18 protein-coding genes are annotated in these 23,874 nt (G+C 37.0%); 9 read left to right on the top strand and 9 right to left on the bottom strand.

Annotated features, from left to right (window positions below; genetic code table 11):
- Position 1: 1 nt before the first annotated feature.
- Entirely contained in the window at positions 2 to 2,776 is a 2,775-nt protein-coding gene (acnA, locus tag JKP34_RS05890; protein ID WP_201918662.1) for an aconitate hydratase AcnA, read from the bottom strand.
- Between the two features lie 125 nt (positions 2,777 to 2,901).
- On the opposite strand from acnA, the gene JKP34_RS05885 reads away from it, so the two are divergent.
- Entirely contained in the window at positions 2,902 to 3,549 is a 648-nt protein-coding gene (locus JKP34_RS05885) for a hypothetical protein (RefSeq protein WP_201918659.1), read from the top strand.
- 84 nt (positions 3,550 to 3,633) lie between these two features.
- On the opposite strand, the gene JKP34_RS05880 is transcribed toward JKP34_RS05885, so the two are convergent.
- Positions 3,634 to 7,083, bottom strand: a complete 3,450-nt coding sequence (locus tag JKP34_RS05880; protein ID WP_201918657.1) for a pyruvate carboxylase — start codon at positions 7,081 to 7,083, stop codon at positions 3,634 to 3,636.
- 206 nt (positions 7,084 to 7,289) lie between these two features.
- Here JKP34_RS05880 and metG point away from each other — a divergent pair, with 206 nt between their 5' ends.
- From metG to JKP34_RS05860, 4 genes are all read left to right on the top strand, one after another.
- Entirely contained in the window at positions 7,290 to 9,359 is a 2,070-nt protein-coding gene (gene metG / locus JKP34_RS05875) for a methionine--tRNA ligase (RefSeq protein ID WP_201918655.1), read from the top strand.
- A 24-nt stretch (positions 9,360 to 9,383) separates the two neighbouring features.
- Positions 9,384 to 10,043, top strand: a complete 660-nt coding sequence (locus JKP34_RS05870) for a phosphoadenylyl-sulfate reductase (RefSeq protein WP_201918653.1) — start codon at positions 9,384 to 9,386, stop codon at positions 10,041 to 10,043.
- Between the two features lie 65 nt (positions 10,044 to 10,108).
- Complete coding sequence (locus JKP34_RS05865) at positions 10,109 to 11,038, top strand: NAD-dependent epimerase/dehydratase family protein (RefSeq protein ID WP_201918651.1); 930 nt, start codon at positions 10,109 to 10,111, stop codon at positions 11,036 to 11,038.
- A complete protein-coding gene (locus tag JKP34_RS05860) occupies positions 11,035 to 11,445 on the top strand; it encodes a hypothetical protein (RefSeq protein ID WP_236664902.1) in 411 nt (136 codons plus the stop codon). The genes JKP34_RS05865 and JKP34_RS05860 overlap by 4 nt, the downstream gene beginning before the upstream one ends.
- On the opposite strand, the gene JKP34_RS05855 is transcribed toward JKP34_RS05860, so the two are convergent.
- From JKP34_RS05855 to JKP34_RS05835, 5 genes are all read right to left on the bottom strand, one after another.
- Positions 11,442 to 12,332 (bottom strand): flavin reductase family protein, encoded by an 891-nt coding sequence (locus JKP34_RS05855; RefSeq protein WP_201918647.1) that lies wholly within the window; start codon positions 12,330 to 12,332, stop codon positions 11,442 to 11,444. The two genes, JKP34_RS05860 and JKP34_RS05855, sit on opposite strands and share 4 nt — an antisense overlap.
- 30 nt (positions 12,333 to 12,362) lie before the next feature.
- On the bottom strand, positions 12,363 to 14,183 hold the full coding sequence (gene asnB, locus JKP34_RS05850; RefSeq protein WP_201918645.1) for an asparagine synthase (glutamine-hydrolyzing): 1,821 nt from the start codon (positions 14,181 to 14,183) through the stop codon (positions 12,363 to 12,365).
- A 98-nt stretch (positions 14,184 to 14,281) separates the two neighbouring features.
- Positions 14,282 to 14,575, bottom strand: coding sequence for a type II toxin-antitoxin system RelE/ParE family toxin (locus JKP34_RS05845; protein ID WP_201918643.1), 294 nt, complete (start codon positions 14,573 to 14,575; stop codon positions 14,282 to 14,284).
- The gene (locus JKP34_RS05840; protein ID WP_201918641.1) at positions 14,560 to 14,787 is read right to left on the bottom strand and encodes a hypothetical protein; all 228 of its coding nucleotides are present in this window, start codon (positions 14,785 to 14,787) and stop codon (positions 14,560 to 14,562) included. The genes JKP34_RS05845 and JKP34_RS05840 overlap by 16 nt, the downstream gene beginning before the upstream one ends.
- Positions 14,788 to 14,855: 68 nt before the next feature.
- Positions 14,856 to 15,584 (bottom strand): NUDIX hydrolase, encoded by a 729-nt coding sequence (locus tag JKP34_RS05835; protein WP_201918638.1) that lies wholly within the window; start codon positions 15,582 to 15,584, stop codon positions 14,856 to 14,858.
- A 100-nt stretch (positions 15,585 to 15,684) separates the two neighbouring features.
- Between JKP34_RS05835 and pfkA the strand changes: the two genes are divergently transcribed.
- The 4 genes from pfkA to JKP34_RS05815 all read left to right on the top strand — a co-directional run bounded on the left by pfkA (position 15,685) and on the right by JKP34_RS05815 (position 20,959).
- Complete coding sequence (gene pfkA, locus JKP34_RS05830) at positions 15,685 to 16,656, top strand: 6-phosphofructokinase (RefSeq protein WP_201918636.1); 972 nt, start codon at positions 15,685 to 15,687, stop codon at positions 16,654 to 16,656.
- 1 nt (position 16,657) lies between these two features.
- Positions 16,658 to 17,515: a hypothetical protein gene (locus JKP34_RS05825; protein WP_201918634.1), complete on the top strand. Its 858-nt coding sequence runs from the start codon at positions 16,658 to 16,660 to the stop codon at positions 17,513 to 17,515.
- 48 nt (positions 17,516 to 17,563) lie between these two features.
- Positions 17,564 to 18,544, top strand: a complete 981-nt coding sequence (locus tag JKP34_RS05820) for an ROK family protein (protein ID WP_201918632.1) — start codon at positions 17,564 to 17,566, stop codon at positions 18,542 to 18,544.
- Positions 18,545 to 18,616: 72 nt separating this feature from the next.
- Positions 18,617 to 20,959: a heparin lyase I family protein gene (locus tag JKP34_RS05815; protein WP_201918630.1), complete on the top strand. Its 2,343-nt coding sequence runs from the start codon at positions 18,617 to 18,619 to the stop codon at positions 20,957 to 20,959.
- Between the two features lie 286 nt (positions 20,960 to 21,245).
- On the opposite strand, the gene JKP34_RS05810 is transcribed toward JKP34_RS05815, so the two are convergent.
- Both JKP34_RS05810 and pruA read right to left on the bottom strand, forming a co-directional pair.
- On the bottom strand, positions 21,246 to 22,064 hold the full coding sequence (locus JKP34_RS05810) for a hypothetical protein (protein ID WP_201918627.1): 819 nt from the start codon (positions 22,062 to 22,064) through the stop codon (positions 21,246 to 21,248).
- Between the two features lie 146 nt (positions 22,065 to 22,210).
- Complete coding sequence (gene pruA / locus JKP34_RS05805; protein ID WP_201918625.1) at positions 22,211 to 23,842, bottom strand: L-glutamate gamma-semialdehyde dehydrogenase; 1,632 nt, start codon at positions 23,840 to 23,842, stop codon at positions 22,211 to 22,213.
- Positions 23,843 to 23,874: the final 32 nt, after the last annotated feature.

Here is a 23,874-nt window from a genome sequence, read left to right as displayed (position 1 = left end):
ACTATTCCTTCAAGAACTGTCTTAGCACATACTGAAGAATACCTTCATTTTTATAATATTCTATTTCTATTCCTGAATCTAATCGGCAAAGTACTTTAAACTTAGTCTCTTTACCCTCTTTTGATTTAGCAATAACATCAAGTTTTTTACCTACGGATAAACCATCAGAAATTCCTGTAATGGTGAATTGCTCTGTACCATCTAATCCTAATGAATCAGCAGTATCACCTGACTCATATTGCAATGGAAGCACTCCCATTCCTACTAAATTACTTCTATGGATACGTTCGTAACTTTCAGCTATCACCGCTTTAATACCTAATAAGTAAGTGCCTTTTGCAGCCCAGTCTCTGGAAGAACCACTACCATATTCTTTACCTGCCAGTACAATAGTAGGTGTGTCGTTTTCCATATATTTGCTAGCAGTTTCGTACACTGTTGCCTCTTCACCACTCGGGATATGTGTTGAATAACCACCTTCCTGAGTTGCCAACTGATTCTTAATACGGACATTGGCAAATGTACCTCTCACCATTACCTCATCATTACCTCTTCTTGAACCATAAGAGTTAAAATCCTTTCGCTCTACTCCTCTTCCTTTTAGGTATTGTCCTGCTGCTGATGCTTCTGCAAAAGCACCTGCCGGAGAAATATGATCTGTTGTGATTGAATCTCCTAATTTTAATAAGACGTAAGCATCTTCAATATCCTTAGCTTCTTTTGCATCTACAGAAAGATTTTTGAAGAATGGTGCTTCTTTGATATAGGTCGAATTATCATCCCATTCATAATCTTCATTTTCAGGAGCTTGCATAGATTTCCATTGTTCATTGCCCTCAAAGATCTCTCCATAGTTTTTATCATAACTTTCAGGAGAAAGGACTTTGCTCATCACTTCATTGATTTCATCATTGCTTGGCCATACATCTTTCAAATAAACAGGCTCATTGTTGGCATCGTAACCAAGCGCATCATTATTTAAATCGATGTCTACTCTACCTGCAAGGGCATAGGCAACCACCAACATTGGCGACATCAAGAAATTCATTTTTACCTGAGGATGCACCCTTGCTTCAAAATTTCTGTTTCCTGATAATACAGAAGCAACAACTAAATCACTTTCTTCAACAGCTTTAGAAATATCAGCTGGTAATGGTCCAGAATTACCAATACATGATGTACAACCGTATCCTACTAAGTGGAACCTCAAGGCTTCCAGATCACCTAACAAATTAGCTTTTCGTAAGTAATCAGTTACTACTTTAGAACCTGGCGCTAAACTCGTTTTCACCCATGGTTTCACATCAATACCTCTTTCAACAGCTTTCTTAGCTACTAAACCAGCACCAATCATTACACTCGGGTTTGATGTATTGGTACAACTGGTTATGGCCGCAATGGCGATGGATCCATCACTCAAATCATACTCACCATCTTTAGTTTCAATGCTAACGGTTTTGAGACCGTTGTTTGATTTCTCTTCAACTACTACATCTTCTCCACCACCTTGGCTTTGCTTATTCATCTGAGCACCACCTTCTGCATACCAGGTACTTACCTGCCTGTCGTTAGGAGCTACATAATCTCTACCATGCTCAGTTTTTAACAAATCCTTAAATTTATCATGAAATTCAGATACAACAATTTTATCCTGTGGTCTTTTAGGGCCTGATACTGTTGGTACCACTGTGCTTAAATCAAGCTCTAATACGTGCGAATAATTAATTTTATCTTCATCTTCTCTCCATAACTTATTGGCTTTGCAATACTTCTCAACCAGCTCTATCTGATCTTTTGATCGATTGGTTTTGTCCATATAGGCCAAAGTCTGATCATCTATCGGGAAGTAAGTAACAGTACAGCCAAACTCTGGAGACATATTAGAAATAGTGGCTCTGTCGGGAACACTTAAATGCTCCAGTCCAGGTCCGAATACCTCCACGAATTTACCAACTACTCCATAGTCTCTAAGCAGTTTGGTAATAGTTAATACCATATCTGTGGCGGTTGTTCCAGTAGGTAATTTACCTGTTAGCCTTAAACCGATAACCTCTGGCATGATGAAATAAATAGGCTGCCCCAGTATGGCAGCTTCAGCCTCTATTCCTCCAACACCCCAGCCAACAACACCAATTCCGTTGACCATTGGTGTGTGCGAATCAGTACCTACTAAAGTATCAGGAATTAAATATCCGTCACGCTCTATAACGCCTTTAGCCAGGTATTCTAAGTTTACCTGGTGACAAATGCCCATGCCTGGAGGTACTACCGAGAAGTTGTTAAAGTATTTTTGTGCCCATTTTAGAAATTTATATCGCTCACCGTTTCTTTCATATTCAACATCCACATTCTTTTTATAGGCATAATTGGTTCCGAAATAATCAATCTGAACTGAGTGGTCAATAACCAAATCGACAGGTATTAGTGGATTTATTTCTTTTGGTTTTTTCCCTTTTCTTACTGCTTCTGCCCGCAATGAAGCAATATCAACTACTGCCGGTACTCCAGTAAAATCTTGCATCAATACTCTTGCAGGTTTATAAGGAATGTCTTTGTCAGATGGCTCTGGCTTCCAATTTAAAAGCGTTTCAACATTTTCTTTTGTAATGGCAAAGTCGTCAAAGTTTCGGACTGCATTCTCCAGTAGTACTCTGATGGAGAAAGGTAATTTTGAAATTTCATGACCTTGATTCTCCAGTTCTTTCAAACTGTAGTATTTAAGGTTTCCATTCTTGGTGGATAGTTCTTTTACAATTTTATAAGGGTCCTTTGCCATAATTAAAAAGTTTAATGTTCACAATAAGTTGTTCTCTATTAACATGGTAGAACATTAAGTGTTATAAGATCATACCAAAAACTTTGCTACTTTCGTTTATACCCAATAATCAAACCTTACTTAAGATGAAATACTTGATATTATTGCTATTGATTGCTGTTATGTCTTCTTGTAGCTGTGGACCTGATGTTAAAGTAGGTACTTCAAAATTAACTGAGCAATCAAAAAACTTTTTGCCCTACTCTGGAAAAGAACAACTGATTTTCATCAATCAAGACAATGAGAAAGTTGTATTCACCATTTCAGAGGACTTTAATGAAACTTCAAATAATATTCAAACTAAGAATTTATGCAATGAAAGCTATGTAGATAAGCAGTATGAATATTATGATGGGTCTTCTATTAAAGGTATTTTCACCAGTGAATCTGGAGAAATGAGTATTTATTTAAGAACAAGTTCTGGTCCAATTGGTGATGATGTATATTTATTTGATTATCTGCATATTATCACATATATAAACAACGAAGATAAAACTCCCTTCAAGCTAATTACGGATACAAAAGACTATCAATTTTCAACAGACGAGTTTTATTTAGATGTTGATGTCATGCATCTTGGAGACACTACCCTTTTTAGCAGACCTTTTAAAGATGTATACATGAATATTGATAACAACTCAGGTTCTAAGTCCTATTATAGTACCGAAAAAGGACTGATTGCCTTACAAGATAATGAGATTGAATACTGGGTTCTGGATCAGGTTATAAAATAGATTGTATACGTAATTCTGATATCAAAAAAGCCAGTTCCTGAAAACAGAAACTGGCCTTTTATTTAAACTTCTATTTTATAGAAGTTATTCCAAAGTAACTACTAAATCATCTTGAGCAACCATATCACCACCTTTCAAATGCACCTTTTTGACTACTCCTGCTCGTGGTGGAGTAATGGTAGATTCCATTTTCATGGCCTCAATAACAAATAATGGCGTGTTTTCGGTAACTTCTTCTCCTACTTTAACCTTTATTTCTGCCAGTTTTCCTTGTAAGGGCGCTCCAACCTCATTTTCTTCTACGGCCTTCACATTATTGACCTTATCAACCTTGGCAGATTCATCTTTCACCTTAACCCTTCTGGTTTGACCATTCAATTCGAAAGAAACCGTTCTCAGTCCTTCTTCATTTGGTTCAGAAACAAAAAGTAAACGGATAACAATGGTTTTACCCTCTGCTATTTCAACCAACATTTCTTCCCCATTTTTCAAACCATAGAAGAATGGCAATGTAGGGATGTACCAAACTTCGCCATAGGTTTGCAGGTGATTGTAATACTGCTCATAAACCTTAGGGTAAAGCAGATAAGAAAGTAGATCAAGCTCCGTTCGGTTTTTGTCAAATTTCTTTTTGAATTCAGCCATTTCCTTATCCAAATCAACCGGCTTCAAATGAGCATTTGGTCGATCTGTAAAAGGCTTTTCACCTTTAAGGATAATTTCACTTAGCTTAGAAGGAAATCCACCTTCAGGCTGACCAAGTTCTCCTTTAAATAAGCTCACCACTGATTCAGGGAATGAAAGTGATTTACCTTTTTCCAATATATCTTGAGTGGTAAGGTTATTAGAGGTCATATAAAGTGCCATATCACCCACTACCTTTGACGATGGTGTTACCTTCACCAAATCACCAAACATTTCATTTACAAGCGCATAATTCTTCTTAACTGTTTCAAACTTCTCTGCTAAACCAAGTGCCTCAGCTTGTGGCCTTAAGTTTGAATACTGCCCACCAGGAATTTCATGATCGTACACTTCAGCAGAACCAGCTTTTAAGCCTGATTCAAATGGGTAGTAGAACTCTCTGACATCTTCCCAATAGGTACTGTAATCATTTAAGGAATCGATATTGAGTGGTAACTCTCTTTCCTGCCCTTTCATGTAAGATGCAACAGAATTAAAATTCGGTTGCGATGTTAAGCCCGACATTGCGCCTAATGCAACATCAACCACATCAACGCCTGCTTCAATAGCTTTTAGGTAAGTAGCAGATTGGATTGATGAGGTATCATGTGTATGAAGGTGAATAGGTATATTAACCGCATCCTTTAAGGCTGCTACCAATTCTGTAGCTGCATAAGGCTTAAGCAAGCCCGCCATATCTTTTATGGCAATGATATGTGCTCCTTCGTTTTCTAATTGCTTGGCAAAGTTGGTATAGTAGTCAACCGTATATTTGGTCTGATTTGGATCAAGAATATCACCTGTGTAACAGATTGCGGCTTCCGCGATAGAATTAGTTTTTTCGCGAACAGTTTTAATGCTGACCTTCATGGCTTCTAACCAGTTGAGCGAATCAAATATTCTAAATATATCAATACCTTCTCCGGCACTCTTTATAATAAACTCTTCAATCAGATTATCAGGATAAGCCTTATACCCTACTCCATTCGAGCCTCTGAGTAGCATTTGCAATAAGATATTTGGAACAGCTTTTCTGAATTTAGCTAATCTTTCCCACGGATCTTCATTCAGGAAGCGCATACACACATCAAAGGTGGCTCCTCCCCAAACTTCCATAGAGAAAACTTCAGGATTATTCTTTGCAAAGCCTTCAGCTACCTTGAGCATATCAACCGTTCTCATTCTGGTTGCCAGTAATGACTGGTGAGCATCTCTAAAAGTAGTATCAGTATAATGTATAGACTTTTCATTCTTTAACCACTGAGCAAACTTTTCAGGCCCTAGTTCAGTCAGCTTGTCTTTTGTGCCTTTCGGGTATTGACCGTATTTATCATAATCCGGTACAGTAGGTGTTCTGAAGTACTTATTTTCGTGTTTTACTTTAATATCCGGGTGACCATTAACGGTAACATTAGCCAGGAATCTTAGGGTTTTCGTGGCTCGGTCAAACTTCTTACTTATTTCAAAGAGATCAGGATTATCATCAATAAATTTTACGGTACACTCACCATTATAAAAAGTAGGGTGTGCTATTACATTCTCAAGGAAACCAATATTGGTTTTTACACCTCTTATTCTAAACTCTCGTAAGGCCCTGTGTAATCTTTGTGATGCTCCTCTTAGCGTTCTACCAGAGGCAGAAACTTTAGCCATCATGGAATCAAAGAATGGCGATATGGTCACTCCCGGATAAGAACTACCTTCATCTATTCTGATACCGAAACCACCAGCATTTCTGTAGGCTATAATAGTACCATAATCCGGTTTGAAGCCATTTTCAGGATCTTCAGTGGTTATTCTACACTGTATTGCATAGCCATTGCACTGTACGTCATCCTGACTCTTTATATAAATACGTGGATCGTCTAAAGCATGGCCTCTAGCTATTAAAATCTGCGAGCGTACAATATCTATTCCTGTAACCTCTTCGGTAATGGTATGCTCAACCTGAATTCTTGGGTTTACTTCTATGAAGTAGATGTTTTCTTCTTTATCTACGAGAAACTCAACTGTACCAACATTATTGTAATTTACCTGCTTGGTTATAGCTAGCGCGTAATTGTAGATTCTATTCTTTGCCTCTTGTGACAAAGTCATACACGGAGCTACTTCAACTACCTTCTGAAAGCGCCTTTGCACAGAGCAATCTCTTTCAAATAGATGTACAAGGTTTCCATAATTATCGCCCATTATCTGCACCTCAATATGCTTAGGCTCTTCTATAAATTTCTCCAGAAATACAGTGTCATCTCCAAAAGCATTACCTGCTTCATTCTTTGCTTCACTAAATGATTTTTTCAAATCATTATCATTGCGAACTACACGCATTCCTCTACCTCCACCACCGGAAGCCGCCTTTACCATAATCGGATAACCGATTCTGTTTGCTTCTTTTAATGCAGTTTCTGTATCTACAAGATCTTCTTTGCTATCCTCAATAATAGGAACATTAGCTTTGAGTGCAATATTTTTAGCAGCCACTTTATCTCCAAGGTTCTGCATAACCTCAGGTTCTGGCCCAACAAAAATGATCCCTTCTTCTCTACATCTTCTGGCGAAGTTTACATTCTCTGAAAGAAAACCGTATCCCGGATGAATGGCATCAATATTCTTATGCTTTGCCAAGCTTATGATTTCCTCAATATCTAAATACGGTTTTAAAGGATCATCATCCTTGCCAATTTGATAAGCTTCATCAGCCTTATATCGATGAAGTGAATATCTATCTTCATAGGTATAAATGGCAACGGTTCTTATTCTTAACTCAGAGGCTGCTCGAAGTACACGAATGGCAATTTCGCCTCTGTTGGCAACTAATATTCTGTTGATATCCTTTAATTCAGTTTGCATAAGGTTGATGAAAAATTCTTAAAATATTATCTATCTGTATTTAAAATGGTATCCTAAGTTAGGAAGGACTTTGCTATTGTGAAAATAAATAAATCTTTTCCCCACCCAGATGTTTATAAAAGATGGAATAAGAAAAAAAGTTGATATCAAGCCACACATTCTTTTTACAATACTCTAGTTGCTATATTTGCCCCAAATATTAATACATGACACTTAAGAATAACAGATATACCATTACAGCAGCACTTCCTTATGCCAATGGACCACTACATATTGGTCACATTGCAGGTGCTTACCTACCAGCAGATATTTTTGTCAGATATCTGAGACTTAAAAAGAAAGATGTTGCTTTCATGTGTGGAAGTGATGAACATGGAGCTGCTATTACTATCCGTGCTAAAAAGGAAGGTATTTCTCCGAAAGAAATAATTGATAAGTATCATGAGTTGAACAAAGGTACTTTCGAAAAATTCGGAATAAACTTTGACATGTATCACCGAACTTCTGAGCCTATTCACCATGAGTTATCTCAGGAATTTTTCATGAATTTGTATGAAAAAGGTGAGTTTGTTGAGCGTGAAAGTGAACAATATTACGATGAAGAATTCAACCAGTTTTTGGCTGACAGGTATATAACCGGTACCTGCCCGAAATGCGGTAATGAAGGTGCGTATGGTGATCAGTGCGAAAAGTGTGGTTCATCATTAAGCCCTACTGACCTAATTAATCCAAAGTCAACTTTAAGTGGTAAAACACCAGTTTTAAGAACTACTAAACATTGGTTCTTACCCCTCGATAAATACCAAGCTTGGCTCGAGAAATGGTTGGTTGAAGGTAAAAAAGGCAAATGGAAATCAAACGTATATGGTCAGTGTAGTTCTTGGCTAAAAGCCGGATTACAACCCAGAGCTATGACACGTGATCTTGACTGGGGAGTTGATGTTCCCCTAAAAGAAGCGGAGGGTAAAAAACTTTATGTTTGGCTAGATGCTCCTATTGGCTACATTTCTGCCACCAAGCAGTGGGCCAAAGACAATAACAAAAATTGGGAAGATTACTGGAAAAAGCATCAAAATCCAGAGGACGATTCTACGCTTATCCATTTTATAGGAAAAGACAATATCGTTTTCCACTGCATTATTTTCCCAGCTATACTTCATGCGCATGGCGAATACATTTTGCCGGAAAACGTGCCTGCTAATGAGTTCTTAAATCTGGAAGGAGATAAGCTTTCCACAAGCAGAAACTGGGCAGTATGGCTACACGAATATTTAGAAGATTTCCCTGGTAAAGAAGATGTATTGCGTTATGCACTTGCCTCTACTTTACCTGAAACAAAGGATAGCGAATTTACCTGGAAGGATTTTCAGCAAAGAAATAATAGTGAGCTGGTAGCCATATTTGGCAACTTTGTAAACAGAGCAGTAGTTCTTACACACAAATATTATGATGGCAAAGTACCAGCAGCTGGAGAATTACAGCCTTATGACGAGGAAATAGTTGAACAGCTAACAGGCTACCCTCAGTTAATTGAAGATAAAATCGCTCAGTACAGATTCCGTGAGGCACTAGCCCACATGATGGATTTTGCCCGTCTGGGTAATAAATATCTCGCTGATACTGAACCTTGGAAATTACAGAAGGAGAATCCAGAGCGAGTTAAAACCATTATGAATATTGCGCTTCAGATAGTTGCTAACTTAAGCATTGTAGCAGAGCCATTTTTGCCTTTCACAACTGAAAAGCTAAGAAAAATGCTTCAGATAGATAGACTAGAATGGGAGCAAGCTGGAAGTATTCATTTGCTTGAAGCAGGCCATCAGCTCAATAAACCAGAATTGCTCTTTGAGAAAATTGAAGATTCAACTGTTGAAGAGCAAATACAAAAATTAGAAGACGCCAAAAAAGAAAACGCCAAAGATAAGGCTATAAAAGTAAGTCCTATGAAACCAGAAATAACATTTGATGACTTTATGAAAGTTGACATCCGTATTGGAACGGTTGTTTCAGCTGAAAAAGTAAAGAAATCTAACAAATTGCTCAAACTAAGAGTGGATACAGGTTTAGATGAAAGAACTATTTTAAGTGGAATTGCCAAGCATTACTCAGCAGAAGAAATGGTTGGTAAGCAAGTGAGTGTTTTGGTAAACCTTGCACCACGGCCTATGATGGGAGAAGTTTCAGAAGGTATGGTGCTCATGGTTGAAGATTCAGAAGGACAGTTAAAACTTTTAAGCCCTAGTGATCGTGTAAATCCGGGTAGTTCAGTGAGCTAATCTTTCGGATGATAAAAAACACTTATGACTTTTCAGGAACTTGAAGACAATATACACCAACTAAAAGCTGAAGGGAAGCAGTATTTTACTACTTCTTCCTTTCAAACACACAGCCTTGTTTTACTACACATGCTGAGTAAAATAGACAAGGCTATTCCTGTATACTTTATCAATACAGGTTATCACTTCCCTGAAACGGTGGCCTTCAGAGATAAAATCATGAGTGACTTTGGCTTAACCAATCTGGTTGATTTAAAACCTTTAACGCCAAAGAATATGCAGCGTGGTACCGATGGCAAAATGTTCTTCACCTCTGATCCTGATTATTGCTGCTATCTCAACAAAACCCAACCAATGGATGCAGTACTTATGAAGTACGATTATTGGATTAATGGTGTTCGTGCAGACCAAAGCAAGACCAGGGCATCTATGAAAGTGGTACAAGATGCTCCACATGGTACCAAAAGGCTACATCCTATGCTGGACTGGAACAGTAAAATGATTCATGACTACAGAAAGGAAAATCAATTACCAGAGCACCCGCTTGAGGCGAAAGGCTACTTCAGCATTGGCTGTGAACCTTGCACACGAAAATTTGATCTGGATATGCAGGAAAGAGAATCACGCTGGTATGGTATGAACAAAACCGAATGCGGATTGCACACCGATTTAATCGAGAAGTAGCTTAAATGTATTAAGTATTATGATTATTCTTAATACTTGAGACTTAATACATATTATCAAAAAATATGAAAAACATTTTAATAACTGGAGGAGCTGGATATATAGGTTCAGCCTTGGTTACCCAATTAGTTAATAATAAAGAGGTTAAGTCTATCACAATATATGATAACCTGGCCAGAAAGAATTATCATTTCTTCTTAGGAACTCCTCTTCAGCAAAGAGGAAAATTAAGTTTTATCGATGGCGAATTGTTAGATTCACGTAAGCTAACAAAAGCACTAAAAGGGATTGATACGGTTATTCATTTAGCTGCTAAGGTGACTACCCCTTTTGCCGATGCTGATCCACATTACTTTGAACAAGTCAATCATTGGGGAACAGCTGAATTAGTATATGCTGTGGAGGCATCATCTTCAGTGAAAAAATTCATTTTTGCAAGTTCCGTATCAGTTTATGGTTCGTCTTCTGATTTGATTAAAGAAGGTCATCACACCAATCCTCGTACGATATATGGAATCTCCAAAATGCGTGGAGAAGAGCATGTCGCGCGACTTTTCGACAAGATAAATACACAAATTTTAAGATTAGGAAATGTTTATGGCTATGCACAAGCTGTTCGTTTCGATGCCGTGATTAACCGCTTCATGTTCGATGCAAACTTCAACGGAAGAATTGCCATCAATGGAGATGGAAAGCAGCACAGACCATTTATTTCAATTAACAAACTTAGCTCTATTGTAGAACAGGTATGTTTTAATAATGAAATTCCTTCTGACTACTACAATGTAGTGGATAACAATTTACAGGTACTAGATATAGTTGATGTACTTAAAGAACTTTATCCGGAAATGGAATTTACCTTCATTAATCAGCACCTTAAGCTAAGGGAACTGCTTGTTAGTCCTGAAACCAAGCTTAAGCAATATGTTGATTTTGGTAAGCCGGGCGTTCTAAAAGATGATTTAATGACGTTTAAGGAGAACTTGAGGTTTTGAAAAGTGGCTTCCTAATAAAATTAATTTTTGCCTTAGCACTTATTGCAGTCTTAGCTGCGATGTTATTTGACTTATTTTTAGCTGAAAATATTAACAGTATTGAAGGTGACTTTGAACAAATTGGATTTGTTCGAAATAAGAATAATACGGGTCCTATCAAGAGATTGTATGCCTATAATGTGTCTGATACATTGTGGGAAAATATAGAAAAGCACGCTAATCTTTTACCACATACTAAATACGGTACTACCGAAGTTTATTACTTTTTAGATGTAGGTGAAACAACAATTCAATTGAATTTAAACAACAGTCAAGAATCATTATTAGGTAAAGAAAACTGTGTTGCCCATGCCCTGAAAAATGGCATGGGAGAGTTGCATTTCTCTAAATACCCAAAGGCTTATTAATTAGCACGAAGCAACACCTGCCAAGCCTGAGCCACACGATTCTCTTCAAGTAACTCATGTGCATAGCTATGCAAAGCAGATAAGCTTAAGCCTTTCAGTTTTTCCGGTTTCATGGTAGACCTGAAATTTTCGTCATTTTCTAGTATGGAATTATCAACCTCAGGAATTGCCTCCACATTACCCAGCTTTCCTAAATCATTACCTGTAAGTACATCACTGTTTTTTATAGTGTCTGGCAAGGCATCAACGCCAATTCCCAGCTTGGCCAGCGGCTTCTCCACTTCAAAGAGTGCCTGTTTAGATCGGGTATACCAATTACCTCCAAGTCTACCGATAGGGTCTAATTTAAAGGGATCAATCTTTCCAGCTTCGTCAAGTATAGCTTCATTCACATGTAGGTGAACCACTTCACAAATCACCAAATTTCCTGCGCCACCCTCCTGACCCGTTTCAACAACTTCTTTAACAATACATTCAAAGGCCACTGGCGCTTCCGCTACTCTAGGAGGTTTTACTTTCTCGGATTTCGCCTCGGTAAAACCTGCTTTAACAAATTCATTTACCCCTTTAGCATATTCTGTTGAAGAAAGAGACATCTGCTCAACCATAGGGTAATTAGCAATGTTGATCACCACTTCAGCAACTTCCTTCACATTTTCGTAGCTGTGTTTGACTGTATTATCTCTTCCTCTTCTGGCAGGAGAAAAAATAAGTGTAGGAGGGTTCGATCCAAATACGTTGAAAAAGCTGTAAGGACTGAGATTTACGTTTCCTTCCTTATCAATTGTACTGGCAAAGGCAATAGGCCGTGGTGCTATTGAGCCCAACAATAAGCCATGTAATTCGGGTGTTTTTAACGATTTGGGGTCGATTGATTTATAAGCCATTCACAAAGCTTGTTAAAGTTTAAATGTAAATCAAGTGTTTTCCTGAAGCCATAACTCAAGAATTAATAGAGCATAAATAATATAGTCAACATTCCTATCTTGGTACTTTCTATATTGAAGTATCAGCTGCACCTCTTCATACACCAGAAATTGGTAGATTTTTGCTTCTTTAGGAATTAATAGTTCCTCAACCAAAGACGTAAAATCATTCTGAAGCCATTGTTGCAATGGTGCTTCGAACGAAACTTTTTTCCCATTGACTACCTCCTCAGGAAGTTTATCACCATATAATTCTTTCAGTAAATATTTACGCTTAAAGTCCCTCACTTTATACTTATCTGGCAGGCAAGAGGTGTATTCAAATAATTTTTGATCTAAAAAGGGAGAACGGGCTTCAATAGAGTGCGCCATGCTAGCTCTATCCATTTTCACCAAAATACCCGATAGCATGTTAAACTTCCTGTCATGGTGCATAAGATTGTCGAGCCCAGTTAAATGAGGTTTAAGCTTGCGATTCAACTGTTTATCGATCAAATCAGTTTTTAACTCATTTCTCCAAATAAAAGGAATATCAGCTTGATTAAGCATATCCGTGGTATATGCCAAATATTGATCTGCACCAGACTGACCAATGATTTTACTTACTCTGTTTATAAAACCTTTTTGGGATCGTCTTGTGCCGGATGAGGATAGCTTTAAGTTCTTCAATAAAGAAAGTCGATTTACATTTCTAGCAAGGAAATACCTTCTATAACCGCCAAACTGTTCATCTCCTCCATCACCATTCAGCATCACCTTCACATGTTCAGAAGCTGCCTTAGCAATGGCCAGATTAGGAATAGCACTGCTATCAGCAAAAGGTTGGTCAAAGGTTTTCACTACATCCATTAGTGCTTCTTTAGGATTTAAGTCAACCTTTATAACCTCATGAGACAAGCCCAATGATTCAGCCGTTTGCTTAGCAACTTTCGCCTCATTCTGACTGGTTTCAAAAGGGTAAGTAACCGTGAAGGTTTTTATATCCTTTGTGAATTGACTGGCTTCATAAGCTATTACCGAGCTATCCCAGCCTCCTGAAAGAAATAAGCCAATGGGTACATCTGCTCTTAGCCTTATCTTAACAGCCTCAGAAATAATGCTTTTTGTTTCATTTAAAACCTCTTCTTTATCAGCTTTATTCTTTGGTGAATAATCATAATCCCAATATTTGGTAGTAGTAATCTTTCCTGCTTTAAGCTGCATAAAATAGCCTGCCTCTAAAGCACAAACGTTCTTATAAATAGTATCAGGTTCAGGAATATTTGAAAAGCATAGGTATTGATAAATCGCCTCCTCATTAATTTCTGGATTGATACCGTAAGTTTTCATCAGTCTCACTAATCCTTTTATTTCAGAGGCAAAAAGGAATAACTCCTCGGTTTTATAGTAGTAAAGTGGCTTTTGCCCTACCCTATCTCTAGCGAGCAACAACTCATCTTTTGATTGATCATAAAATGAAAAGGCGAACATACCTCGCAGTTTCTCAAGACAGAAATCCCCATATTTTTTTAATAATTCAAAAAGCACAACACTATCCGAAGCAGAATCTATTTCATGCTCATTTGCGAGTTCCGGGTAGTTATAAATGGCACCGTTAAAGACCAAACTTCGTCCTGAAGCATCGTAAAGCGGCTGATTTCCGAATTTAAGATCGATAATTTTTAGTCTGTTAGCACCTAAAATCACGTTTGCTGATTTCCTGATTTCTGTATGATCAGGTCCGCGATGACGCATTAATTGTAGGACTTCCCTGAAAGAAGATTCATTAAGCTGATTAGGATCTTTATGCCATATACCTGCGATTGCACACATAGACACAAAATTTACTCAACTTTTTGAGTATGCAATGGAAAAAGGAGAATTATAAACGGATTACTTTCAAACGACCGGGTGTATAGCCAAATAAGCACCTAAAGACCTACTTTATTTGGGTTTCTTCTGGTATCCCACACTCTTAAAATTTGAACTTCATCAATTCTTAAACGATAGAATATTTTATAATCCCTAACAATCTTGGCATACACATTTTTGTAATTGGTAGGAGTTCCGATAAGTGGAAATATTGAAATAGCTCTAGCTGACTTCTCAAATAATTCATCCAGATTCCTAGAGTAAACTTCAGACTTGTTTCGTTCAGCCCAATATTTATAAATTTCTACTCTATCCTTAATAGATTTATCAGTCCATTTTACTTCTTTAGCCATTGATTCATTAATGCTTTGGCATCCTCACTAGACTTTAGTAAGCCCTTATCAGCTTCAACTATGCCTTCATCAATTGCTTTTTTCTCGCTAGAATTTAATTCATGAAAATTTTCTATCTCATGTTCTAACTCAATTGCACTTAGCAATTCATTTAAAAGTTCGGGATCATTAATGTCATTAACCCTTTTTATTATCCTTTCTTTGATATTCATAATGTATTAAGGTAAGCCTTTAATAAAACTTTAGCTAATTATTTTAACACTAGCTAGGATTAATTAATTCAAAACAAAAACCATTGATCTTTGGCAAAGTCTTCTTTGTAGATTTCTTTATCGAAAGCAAAATACTGAGCAGGTTTATGAGAAACATTCTGCTCTTTCTCGTCAAGCGGTACTATAAATTTATTACGTAGCATACGTTTCCTGAAATTACGCTTATCCAGCTCATTACCAACTATGGCTTCATAGAGCGTTTGTAACTGACGCAAGGTGAATTTTTTTGGTAAAAGGTTAAAGGCAACTATTGGCTCACGCTTAATTTTTTCTCTGAGCATGGCCCATCCTGTATTGGCAATATCATTATGATCGAATGCTAATTTCTGAGGCTTTTCAATCGGATGCCACATCACCTCTTCTGCAAAAGAAGAAGCATGAATTTCAAAATCATTAGTCTTGATAATAGCATTATAGCCCACTGTAATTACCCGTGCTTCTGGATGTTCCCTAATAGACTTCAACCATTCAATATCAGCAGGATCCTGAATTCTATCTGGCGAACCAAATGTTTTAAACTGCTCCTGATACACGTTTGAAAGCCCTGTTAATTCGGACAATATACGCGCTGCGGCAACATCTAAATCCTCTCCTTTTTTAACCAAATCACCTGGCAGGGCATAAACTTTTTTATCTATCTGCTTACGTTTAATCAATAAAATATTGATTTTTTCGTCATCGAAACCGAAGATTACACAGTCGACTGAAATATGTGGGTTATAGTGAAATGTTGCCATCTTGTTCTAAAAAGTAAAGGACAAAGATAATAAAATACTATTGGGTAAGTGTACCTATTACACTATCTTTGGCAGGCTGATAAAATTTAATATGACAAACATGAAGCGGATTGGCGTTTTTACGTCAGGAGGAGACGCTCCTGGTATGAATGCTGCCATCAGAGCAGTAGTAAGGGCAGGAATTTATTACGACAAAGAAATCATAGGAATTTACAGAGGCTATGAGGGAATGATTGAAGGCGATTTTGTACCCATGGATGTACGCTCTGTTTCTAACATTCTTCAAAGAGGCGGCACCATTTTAAAATCGGCACGTTCAACAGAGTTTAAGACCCCTGAAGGAAGAGCCAAAGCATATGAACAATTAAAAAAGCATAATATCGATGGCTTAATAGGCATAGGTGGTGATGGTTCCTTTACTGGTATGCATCATTTATACAAGGAGCATGGTATACCTTATGTATGCTTACCCGGTACTATTGACAATGACATTCCGGGAACCGATTATACCATCGGTTTCGATACAGCAACCAATACCGCTGTTGAAGCAATTGATAAAATCAGGGATACTGCATTATCTCATAATCGTCTATTTTTCATTGAAGTAATGGGAAGAGACTCGGGCTATATAGCCATCAATGCAGGCATTGCAGGAGGCGCTGTTTCCGTAATCATACCTGAAGAGCAAACTTCCATTGACGAATTGGTAAAAAAATTAAATGAGGGTGGCAAACACAATAAGAGCTCAAGTCTTGTTATAGTAGCTGAAGGAGGAAAATCTGGCTCTGCAATGGAAATAGCCCAAAAGGTTAAGGAAAAATCCTCCTATTTTGACACAAAAGTAACTATATTAGGTCATTTGCAGCGTGGTGGTGCTCCTACATATTTTGATAGGGTATTGGCCAGCAAAATGGGGGTAGCGGCAGTTGAGAGCCTTGATGAAGGCAAAACTGACGTAATGATTGGTATTGTGAACAATAAAATGGTTTACAATAAATTTGAGGAAATCATGACCCAACCAAAATACGTTCATAAAGACGACCTTAGAATAGCAAAAATATTATCAATCTGATATGATCTTAATAGGAACAAGCGGCTCTACCAAATGCGATTGGCAATTAGTTGAAGACAAAAAGCCAACCGTAAGAAAAAGCACACATGGCATCAATCCATTTTTTATGGATGACATAGCCATTTCTGAAACCGTAAAAACCCTTGGTGACGACATCCTTCAACATAAGGATAAGATCGAGGTAGTTTATTTTTTTGGTGCAGGTTGTTCAAGCAGACACTTTTCTGCCATGGTTGAGCGTGGGCTTTCTATGGTATTCAACAAGCCTCACTTATATGTGAAAGAGGATATAGTAGCAGCAGCTTTTGCCACCTACACAGGCGAACCTTCAATTACTGCTCTAATTGGCACAGGTTCTAATGCCTGCCTTTTTGATGGTGATATTGTGAGGCAGGAAGTAAGCGGACTAGATTTTATTCTAGGCGATGAAGGAAGTAGAAGCCACTTCGGAAAGACGCTATTGAGCAAATACCTTAAAAAACAATTACCAGCAGAAATACATAGAGAGCTTGAGCAGGAGTTTCAACTATCTAAGCAGGACATTCAATTAAGCGTTTACATCAAACCTTACGCGAATGTATTCTTCTCAAGCTTCAGCCAGTTTTTGAAGGAGCGTATTGAGCACCCTTTCGTGCATGACATGGTAAAGAGTAGTATTAAAGATTTTTTTGAGATATACATTCTGCAGTATAAAAATGTAGAAAACTACAAGATCAATTTTGTTGGTTCTGTACCCTACCACTTTGAACAAATTGTTAATGAGTTAATAGAAGAAAAAGGGTTGAATAAAGGCCAGTTTATTGAAGAGCCTATCAATTTGTTGGTAGACTACCTAATAGACAAGCATTATAAAAATTAAGAAAAGCGTTTCTGTCAGAGAAAATAGCAACTCAAAAATAGAAGAATTATGAAGGTAAGCATTGGCATAGACATAGGAGGAACAGGTACTAAATTCGGTATCGTTAATATGGAAGGTAAGGTATTATACCAGGGAAGCTTACCTACTCAAACCGAAGCTATTTTTGAGGATTTCATAGGCGCAGTTGCCAAAGAAATAAGAAAAGGATTAAATGCTGACGAACATGACTTGATTGGTATTGGCGTTGGAGCCCCAAATGCCAACTACCATAAAGGTACTATTGAACATGCACCAAATCTTCGTTGGAAAGGCATACTTCCACTCGCCAATTGTCTGGAAGATGAGTTTAGCGTTCCTGTTGTGGTAACTAACGATGCCAATGCTGCCGCTGTAGGTGAAATGATTTTTGGTGGTGCCAAGGATATGAAAGACTTCATTGTAATCACCTTAGGCACTGGCCTGGGTGCAGGTGTTGTATCCAACGGACAAATAATCAATGGAGCACACGGTTTTGGTGGTGAGCTTGGACATACTACGGTAAATTATACCAATGGCCGTTTTTGTGGTTGTGGCAAACGCGGTTGTTTAGAGACTTATGTATCAGCTACAGGCATTAAAAGAACTGTTTATAAGCTCATTGCTGATTACACTGAACCTAGTGAATTGAGAAGTGTAAGCTTTGATGAACTCAGCCCAGAGATGATCACCAAATATGCACTAAAAGGTGACATTATTGCCAAACAAGCCTTTGAATATACAGGCCGCATTTTAGGGACCAAACTTGCCGACACCGTTGTGCATACTGACCCTGAAGCCATTTTTATCTTTGGCGGACTTTCTCAGGCTGGTGATTTAATATTTGAACCTACCAAGAAGCATCTTGAGAAACACCTGATGCCCATATTTAAAGGAAAAGTAAGAGTGATCTCTTCTCAACTACAAAACCAATCAGCCCCAATTATTGGCGCCAGCAGCTTAATTATTGACAAGCTCAAAAAAGACAAGGAAGATGTTTTGGTGGATAAGTAGCCACCTAAGAATAGATTCTTTATGTGCTGAGGATTATATTGTTTGTGTTTGAGAATTAACTCACCTAATAACATGAAAAAAATAATACTAATTTTAGCCATTCATTTATTTATTAATCAATTAAATGCCCAGCTATATTTTTATGATGATATAGAGGAGTATGACAATTACAACGACCTTATTGAAAACCCATATTACCAACCAAGCCAATCTGGAAGCTGGGTGGATCTCAACCAAAATAATCAACAAGAGGCATTTGAAGTATTCAAAAACACTTCAATTTTTAATGGACCAGATGGCAACACTGCTATAAAAGTTGAATTTAACCGGATAAGTGACTCCCTATTTTTTAACTATAATAAGAACACTACTGAAAGTCCAATAAATTTTCAAACTTTCATGAATAGAAATGAATTTACCGTAACAAACGAATGTGATTTAAAATATGATCCAAATAAAGAACATTGGTTTCACTACAGAATTAAATTAGATCCAGATTATGAATTAGAACCTATCTACTCTTTCAATGAAAGTGACCTAAGTAAAAATAGTCACGATATCATTGGACAATTTCATACTAAGAGCAAACCATCAAAACCACCATTAAACATTCAAATTATTGGTCATGATTGGTATGTGGTAACTCATGGAGAAACTTCTAATACCCAAAGATATCGAATTGCAAGTGTAATAAAAGATGAATGGGTAAGTTGGAAAATAAGAGTCAAATTTTCAATTGATAATAATGGACTGATAGAAATTTGGAAAGACAACGAATTAGTTTTTTACCAAATGAATGAAAGAAACCAACCAGTCTTATTTAATTTATATTGGAAGCTAGGTATTTATAAACCAAATTGGTGGAATTCACAGGCTCCTACATCTACAGAAAAGAAAGTTTTTTATATTGATGACATTTGGGCTTCAGATCACGATCTAAACCCTATTAATATTGAAGGTTCTCATTTAAGCTTAAAAGAAGAAGATTGTAATAAACAGATTGATGGTACTGATATGAAAATATCCGCATTTCCTGTTGATGGTAATTATACTTATAAGTTTAGAATACGTAATACAGCTAATGAAACAATTCATTTCGTTGAATCCTCTTCTCCCACTATAGACCTTTCTAGTAAAGAATGGATAGTACCAAACACCACTTATCAAGTACTTGTACGGGCGGTAAATCATCCCATTTTCGGTAGTTATGGTAATACTTTATGTACAATTAGTACACCTTCAAACTTATCACTTAAATTAATTGATGAGGATTGTAATAAGCAGATTGATGGTACTGATATGAAAATATCCGCATTTCCTGTTGATGGTAATTATACTTATAAGTTTAGAATACGTAATACAGCTGATGAAACAATTCATTTCGTTGAATCCTCTTCTCCCACTATAGACCTTTCTAGTAAAGAGTGGATAGTACCAAACACCACTTATCAAGTACTTGTACGGGCGGTAAATCATCCCATTTTTGGTGGTTATGGTAATACTTTATGCACAATTAGTACACCTTCAAACTTATCACTTAAATTAATTGATGAGGATTGTAATAAGCAGATTGATGGTACTGATATGAAAATATCCGCATTTCCTGTTGATGGTAATTATACTTATAAGTTTAGAATACGTAACACAGCTGATGAAACAATTCATTTCGTTGAATCCTCTTCTCCCACTATAGACCTTTCTAGTAAAGAGTGGATAGTACCAAACACCACTTATCAAGTACTTGTACGGGCGGTAAATCATCCCATTTTTGGTGGTTATGGTAATACTTTATGTACAATTAGTACACCTTCAAACTTATCACTTAAATTAATTGATGAGGATTGTGGTAATAAAATTAACGACTGGATAATTTCAACAAATTCATTGAACAATGATTTTACTTATGAATTTAAGTTTGAAAGAATCAAAAATAACGGAACAACAGATTCTATCATTTCTACTCATATTGAATATTCCTTAAAACCCTCAATTGATCTTTCAATGTTTAATTGGATAAAAAATGATTGGCTGTACCGTGTTTCTGTTAGGGTAACAAACAATTATAATTTCAATAACTTTGATTCATATTGTTATATTAGAACATCTTGCTTAGCAAGCACTTCGGAAAACAGAAGCACAGGGACATCTGCTTCAGAATCTAGCAAAGCCAAGTTATCTAATTTTACGGAAACCAGAACCATCGATGTATTTCCCAATCCATTTTTCAATAGGTTTTACATCTCCGAAATAGAGAGTTATGACCAACTAGAAATATACAGTATTGATGGTCAAAAGATTGAATTTAATACAGAAGGAAACTCCATTTTCATAAGAGAAAATATTCCAGCCGGAATATATCTAATAAATGCTACACGACAAGGAAAGGTTAGATTTGCAAAAATAATAAAGAAATAAATTGACGTTAAGTTATAAATATTTGAGATGAATGAGAGAATAAAGGTTTTTAAGATTAAACTATTATCCTAAACACCTATTGGAGATTGTATACACTATGCTTAGAAACAAAATTTATCCAATATTAAATAAACAGTTTGGCTAATAATTAGAACGAAAAAAAATATACAATATCCCTTAAAGACTACCTTAACTGTAAATAGGTAGATCTTCTGTGATTAACTTTATACAATCAAGCTTTAAAAGAAGTTAATAATAAAAACAAACCCGTTGATTTAAATATTATCTAAGGCAAAGGCACCATCTTCTTATTTTCTACCCCAAACAAATCTTCAGTTTCCTTAGTAAAGCGGATATTACTAATGCTGGCTTTTCCTAACTGCTCACCTAGGCCCGTTTCAAAGCTCCAATTATGGAAACTCCATTCTGTAGCCATTTGAACACCATCAATTTCAGTATAGCTATCGTAAACTATAGCATGCGGATTTTTCTCTGCTTTTTCCTGAGGAGTGTTTCCGAAAGTAACTATGTAAGCCATAGCTTTTAGCAAATGGCTGTCATCATATTGAAAGACGATATACCAATCGTCTGGTGCATCGCCTATGCCCTCTCCAAAAGTCAACTTCAAAGTAGGTTGTTTTTGTTTGCCAATATCTAACGGTAGCGAATCATTTTCCTCCCAATTAGTGCCTTCATCTTTAAATTTGAAAGGTGCTAAAGCAAAATATTGCCAGGTAAGCGCATCAAAGCGTACGCCTTTGGTATCAGCACTATCAGGACTTATATACACTTCACTCCCATCGAAAAATAATTTCACACCATCCTTCTTTTCAACCAATACCTTAGTTGAATTGGTTCTTGAGTAAATAGTACCATCCAATCTTAAGTTACCTCTGAAATATAATTCAATATCGAAGGCAATCACTTCCTTATTGTTAAAAGCTTCCATATTATGAGCTTTCGTTAAGTCATTTAATGACTGTGGATATTCAGTCTTTGACTCCATTTTAATTTCTTGTACTGATTCAGCTGACTGATTTTCTTGCTTTGTTGAGCAAGAAAATATAATTATTGAAGTAAGAAAGAAGGAAGTAAATATTCTCATAATATAAATTTTGGTATAAAGATGTTGAATATCATTTGAGCAAATACAATTAATTGAAGGTTTTTATTCTATTGGTCAGGTAGCTGACCACAAAAAAAGCCTCCCAATAGCTATCAGGAGGCTTCAAATACTCAATTTGAGTTAATCTATTCTTTTCCCATGAAAGGATATTTGTAATCAGTTGCTGGTACAAATGTTTCTTTGATAGTTCTTGCCTGAACCCATCTTAACAAGTTCAATTTAGAACCTGCTTTATCATTTGTTCCTGAAGCTCTTGCTCCACCAAATGGCTGCTGACCTACAACAGCACCTGTCGGCTTATCGTTGATGTAGAAGTTACCGGCAGCATTTGAAAGCCTTTTTGTAGCCTCTTCAATGGCATATCTGTCTTGGCTGAAGATGGCTCCTGTTAAGGCATAAGGAGATGTTTCATTCACTAAAGTGATGGTCTCATCAAAGTTATCTTCCTGATACACATAGATAGTCACTACAGGGCCAAAGATTTCTTCTTTCATTGTGGTGTACTGAGGATCTTTAGCTTGTATGACAGTTGGTTGAATGAAATATCCTTTTGAATCGTCACATTCGCCACCTGCAATAATTTCAGCCACATCACTCTCTTTAGCTGCGTTGATGTAACCTCTAATTTTATCAAAAGCCTTTTTATCAATCACGGCATTGAAGAAGTTCTCGAAATCTTCAGGGCCACCCATTTTGATGTCCTTAATGTCTTCCAATAAATACTTCTTCACGTCATCCCAAAGATTTGATGGAATGTAAACTCTTGAAGCAGCTGAACATTTCTGTCCCTGGAATTCGAAAGCACCTCTTGTAATGGCAGTTGCTACTTCTTTAGCTTTAGCCGTAGGGTGCGCAAGAATGAAATCTTTACCACCTGTTTCACCTACAATTCTAGGATAAGATTTATAAGTATCAATATTCTCACCAATAGTTTTCCAAATGTGTTTGAATACACCAGTACTTCCTGTAAAGTGAATTCCTGCAAATTCAGGATGCTTGAAGATTACATCACCTGTTGTTGGTCCATCAACATAGATTAGGTTGATTACACCATCAGGCACACCAGCATCTTTAAATACTTCCATCACCACCTTAGCCGAGTAAATCTGGCTATAAGCAGGCTTCCATACTGTAACATTTCCCATTAGGGCAGCACTTGAAGGTAAATTACCTGCAATGGCCGTAAAGTTGAATGGTGTAAGTGCAAATACGAAACCTTCAAGCGGTCTGTATTCCAATCTGTTCCACATGCCTGGAGAAGATTCCGGCTGCTCATTGTAAATTTCGGTCATGTACTGCACGTTGAACCTCAAGAAATCTGCTAACTCACACGCTGAATCAATTTCTGCCTGATAAGCATTTTTCGACTGAGCCAACATGGTAGCTGCGTTAATTTTATCTCTGTAAGGACCAGAAATCAAATCTGCGGCTTTTAAGAATATTGAAGCTCTGTGCTCCCAAGGGAGGTTAGCCCATTCTTCTTTTGCAGCAAGAGCAGCATCAATAGCCTGCTTCACATGACTGGCATCTCCTTCGTGAAAATGACCTAGAATATGTTGATGATCATGTGGCGGACTTAATGGCTTTGTATTATCAGTTCTAACCTCGTCCGCACCAATGTACATAGGAACATCAACCTTCTTAGAACGTGCTTCTTTCAAAGCCGCTTGTAGCTTTTCACGCTCTGGTGTTCCCGGTGCATAGCTGTTTACCGGTTCGTTTTCCGCAAAGGGTACATGGTAAATTCCTTTTGGCATATCTATCTAATTTTATCTGTTATTTTATAAAA

Origin of the sequence: Marivirga atlantica (assembly GCF_016734805.1) — a bacterium.
Taxonomy (GTDB): domain Bacteria; phylum Bacteroidota; class Bacteroidia; order Cytophagales; family Cyclobacteriaceae; genus Marivirga; species Marivirga atlantica.
The sequence above is the reverse complement of the archived record's forward strand: the minus strand, read 5'-3'. Positions and strand labels throughout refer to the sequence as shown.

Coding starts and splice junctions, on each gene's coding strand:
- acnA (WP_201918662.1), bottom strand. CDS start 2,776: ATGGCAAAGGACCCTTATAAAATTGTAAAAGAACTATCCACCAAGAAT.
- JKP34_RS05810 (WP_201918627.1), bottom strand. CDS start 22,064: ATGAGAATATTTACTTCCTTCTTTCTTACTTCAATAATTATATTTTCT.
- metG (WP_201918655.1), top strand. CDS start 7,290: ATGACACTTAAGAATAACAGATATACCATTACAGCAGCACTTCCTTAT.
- JKP34_RS05840 (WP_201918641.1), bottom strand. CDS start 14,787: ATGAATATCAAAGAAAGGATAATAAAAAGGGTTAATGACATTAATGAT.
- JKP34_RS05825 (WP_201918634.1), top strand. CDS start 16,658: ATGATCTTAATAGGAACAAGCGGCTCTACCAAATGCGATTGGCAATTA.
- pfkA (WP_201918636.1), top strand. CDS start 15,685: ATGAAGCGGATTGGCGTTTTTACGTCAGGAGGAGACGCTCCTGGTATG.
- JKP34_RS05870 (WP_201918653.1), top strand. CDS start 9,384: ATGACTTTTCAGGAACTTGAAGACAATATACACCAACTAAAAGCTGAA.
- JKP34_RS05855 (WP_201918647.1), bottom strand. CDS start 12,332: ATGGCTTATAAATCAATCGACCCCAAATCGTTAAAAACACCCGAATTA.
- pruA (WP_201918625.1), bottom strand. CDS start 23,842: ATGCCAAAAGGAATTTACCATGTACCCTTTGCGGAAAACGAACCGGTA.
- JKP34_RS05820 (WP_201918632.1), top strand. CDS start 17,564: ATGAAGGTAAGCATTGGCATAGACATAGGAGGAACAGGTACTAAATTC.
- JKP34_RS05880 (WP_201918657.1), bottom strand. CDS start 7,083: ATGCAAACTGAATTAAAGGATATCAACAGAATATTAGTTGCCAACAGA.
- JKP34_RS05845 (WP_201918643.1), bottom strand. CDS start 14,575: ATGGCTAAAGAAGTAAAATGGACTGATAAATCTATTAAGGATAGAGTA.
- JKP34_RS05835 (WP_201918638.1), bottom strand. CDS start 15,584: ATGGCAACATTTCACTATAACCCACATATTTCAGTCGACTGTGTAATC.
- JKP34_RS05815 (WP_201918630.1), top strand. CDS start 18,617: ATGAAAAAAATAATACTAATTTTAGCCATTCATTTATTTATTAATCAA.
- JKP34_RS05865 (WP_201918651.1), top strand. CDS start 10,109: ATGAAAAACATTTTAATAACTGGAGGAGCTGGATATATAGGTTCAGCC.
- JKP34_RS05885 (WP_201918659.1), top strand. CDS start 2,902: ATGAAATACTTGATATTATTGCTATTGATTGCTGTTATGTCTTCTTGT.
- asnB (WP_201918645.1), bottom strand. CDS start 14,183: ATGTGTGCAATCGCAGGTATATGGCATAAAGATCCTAATCAGCTTAAT.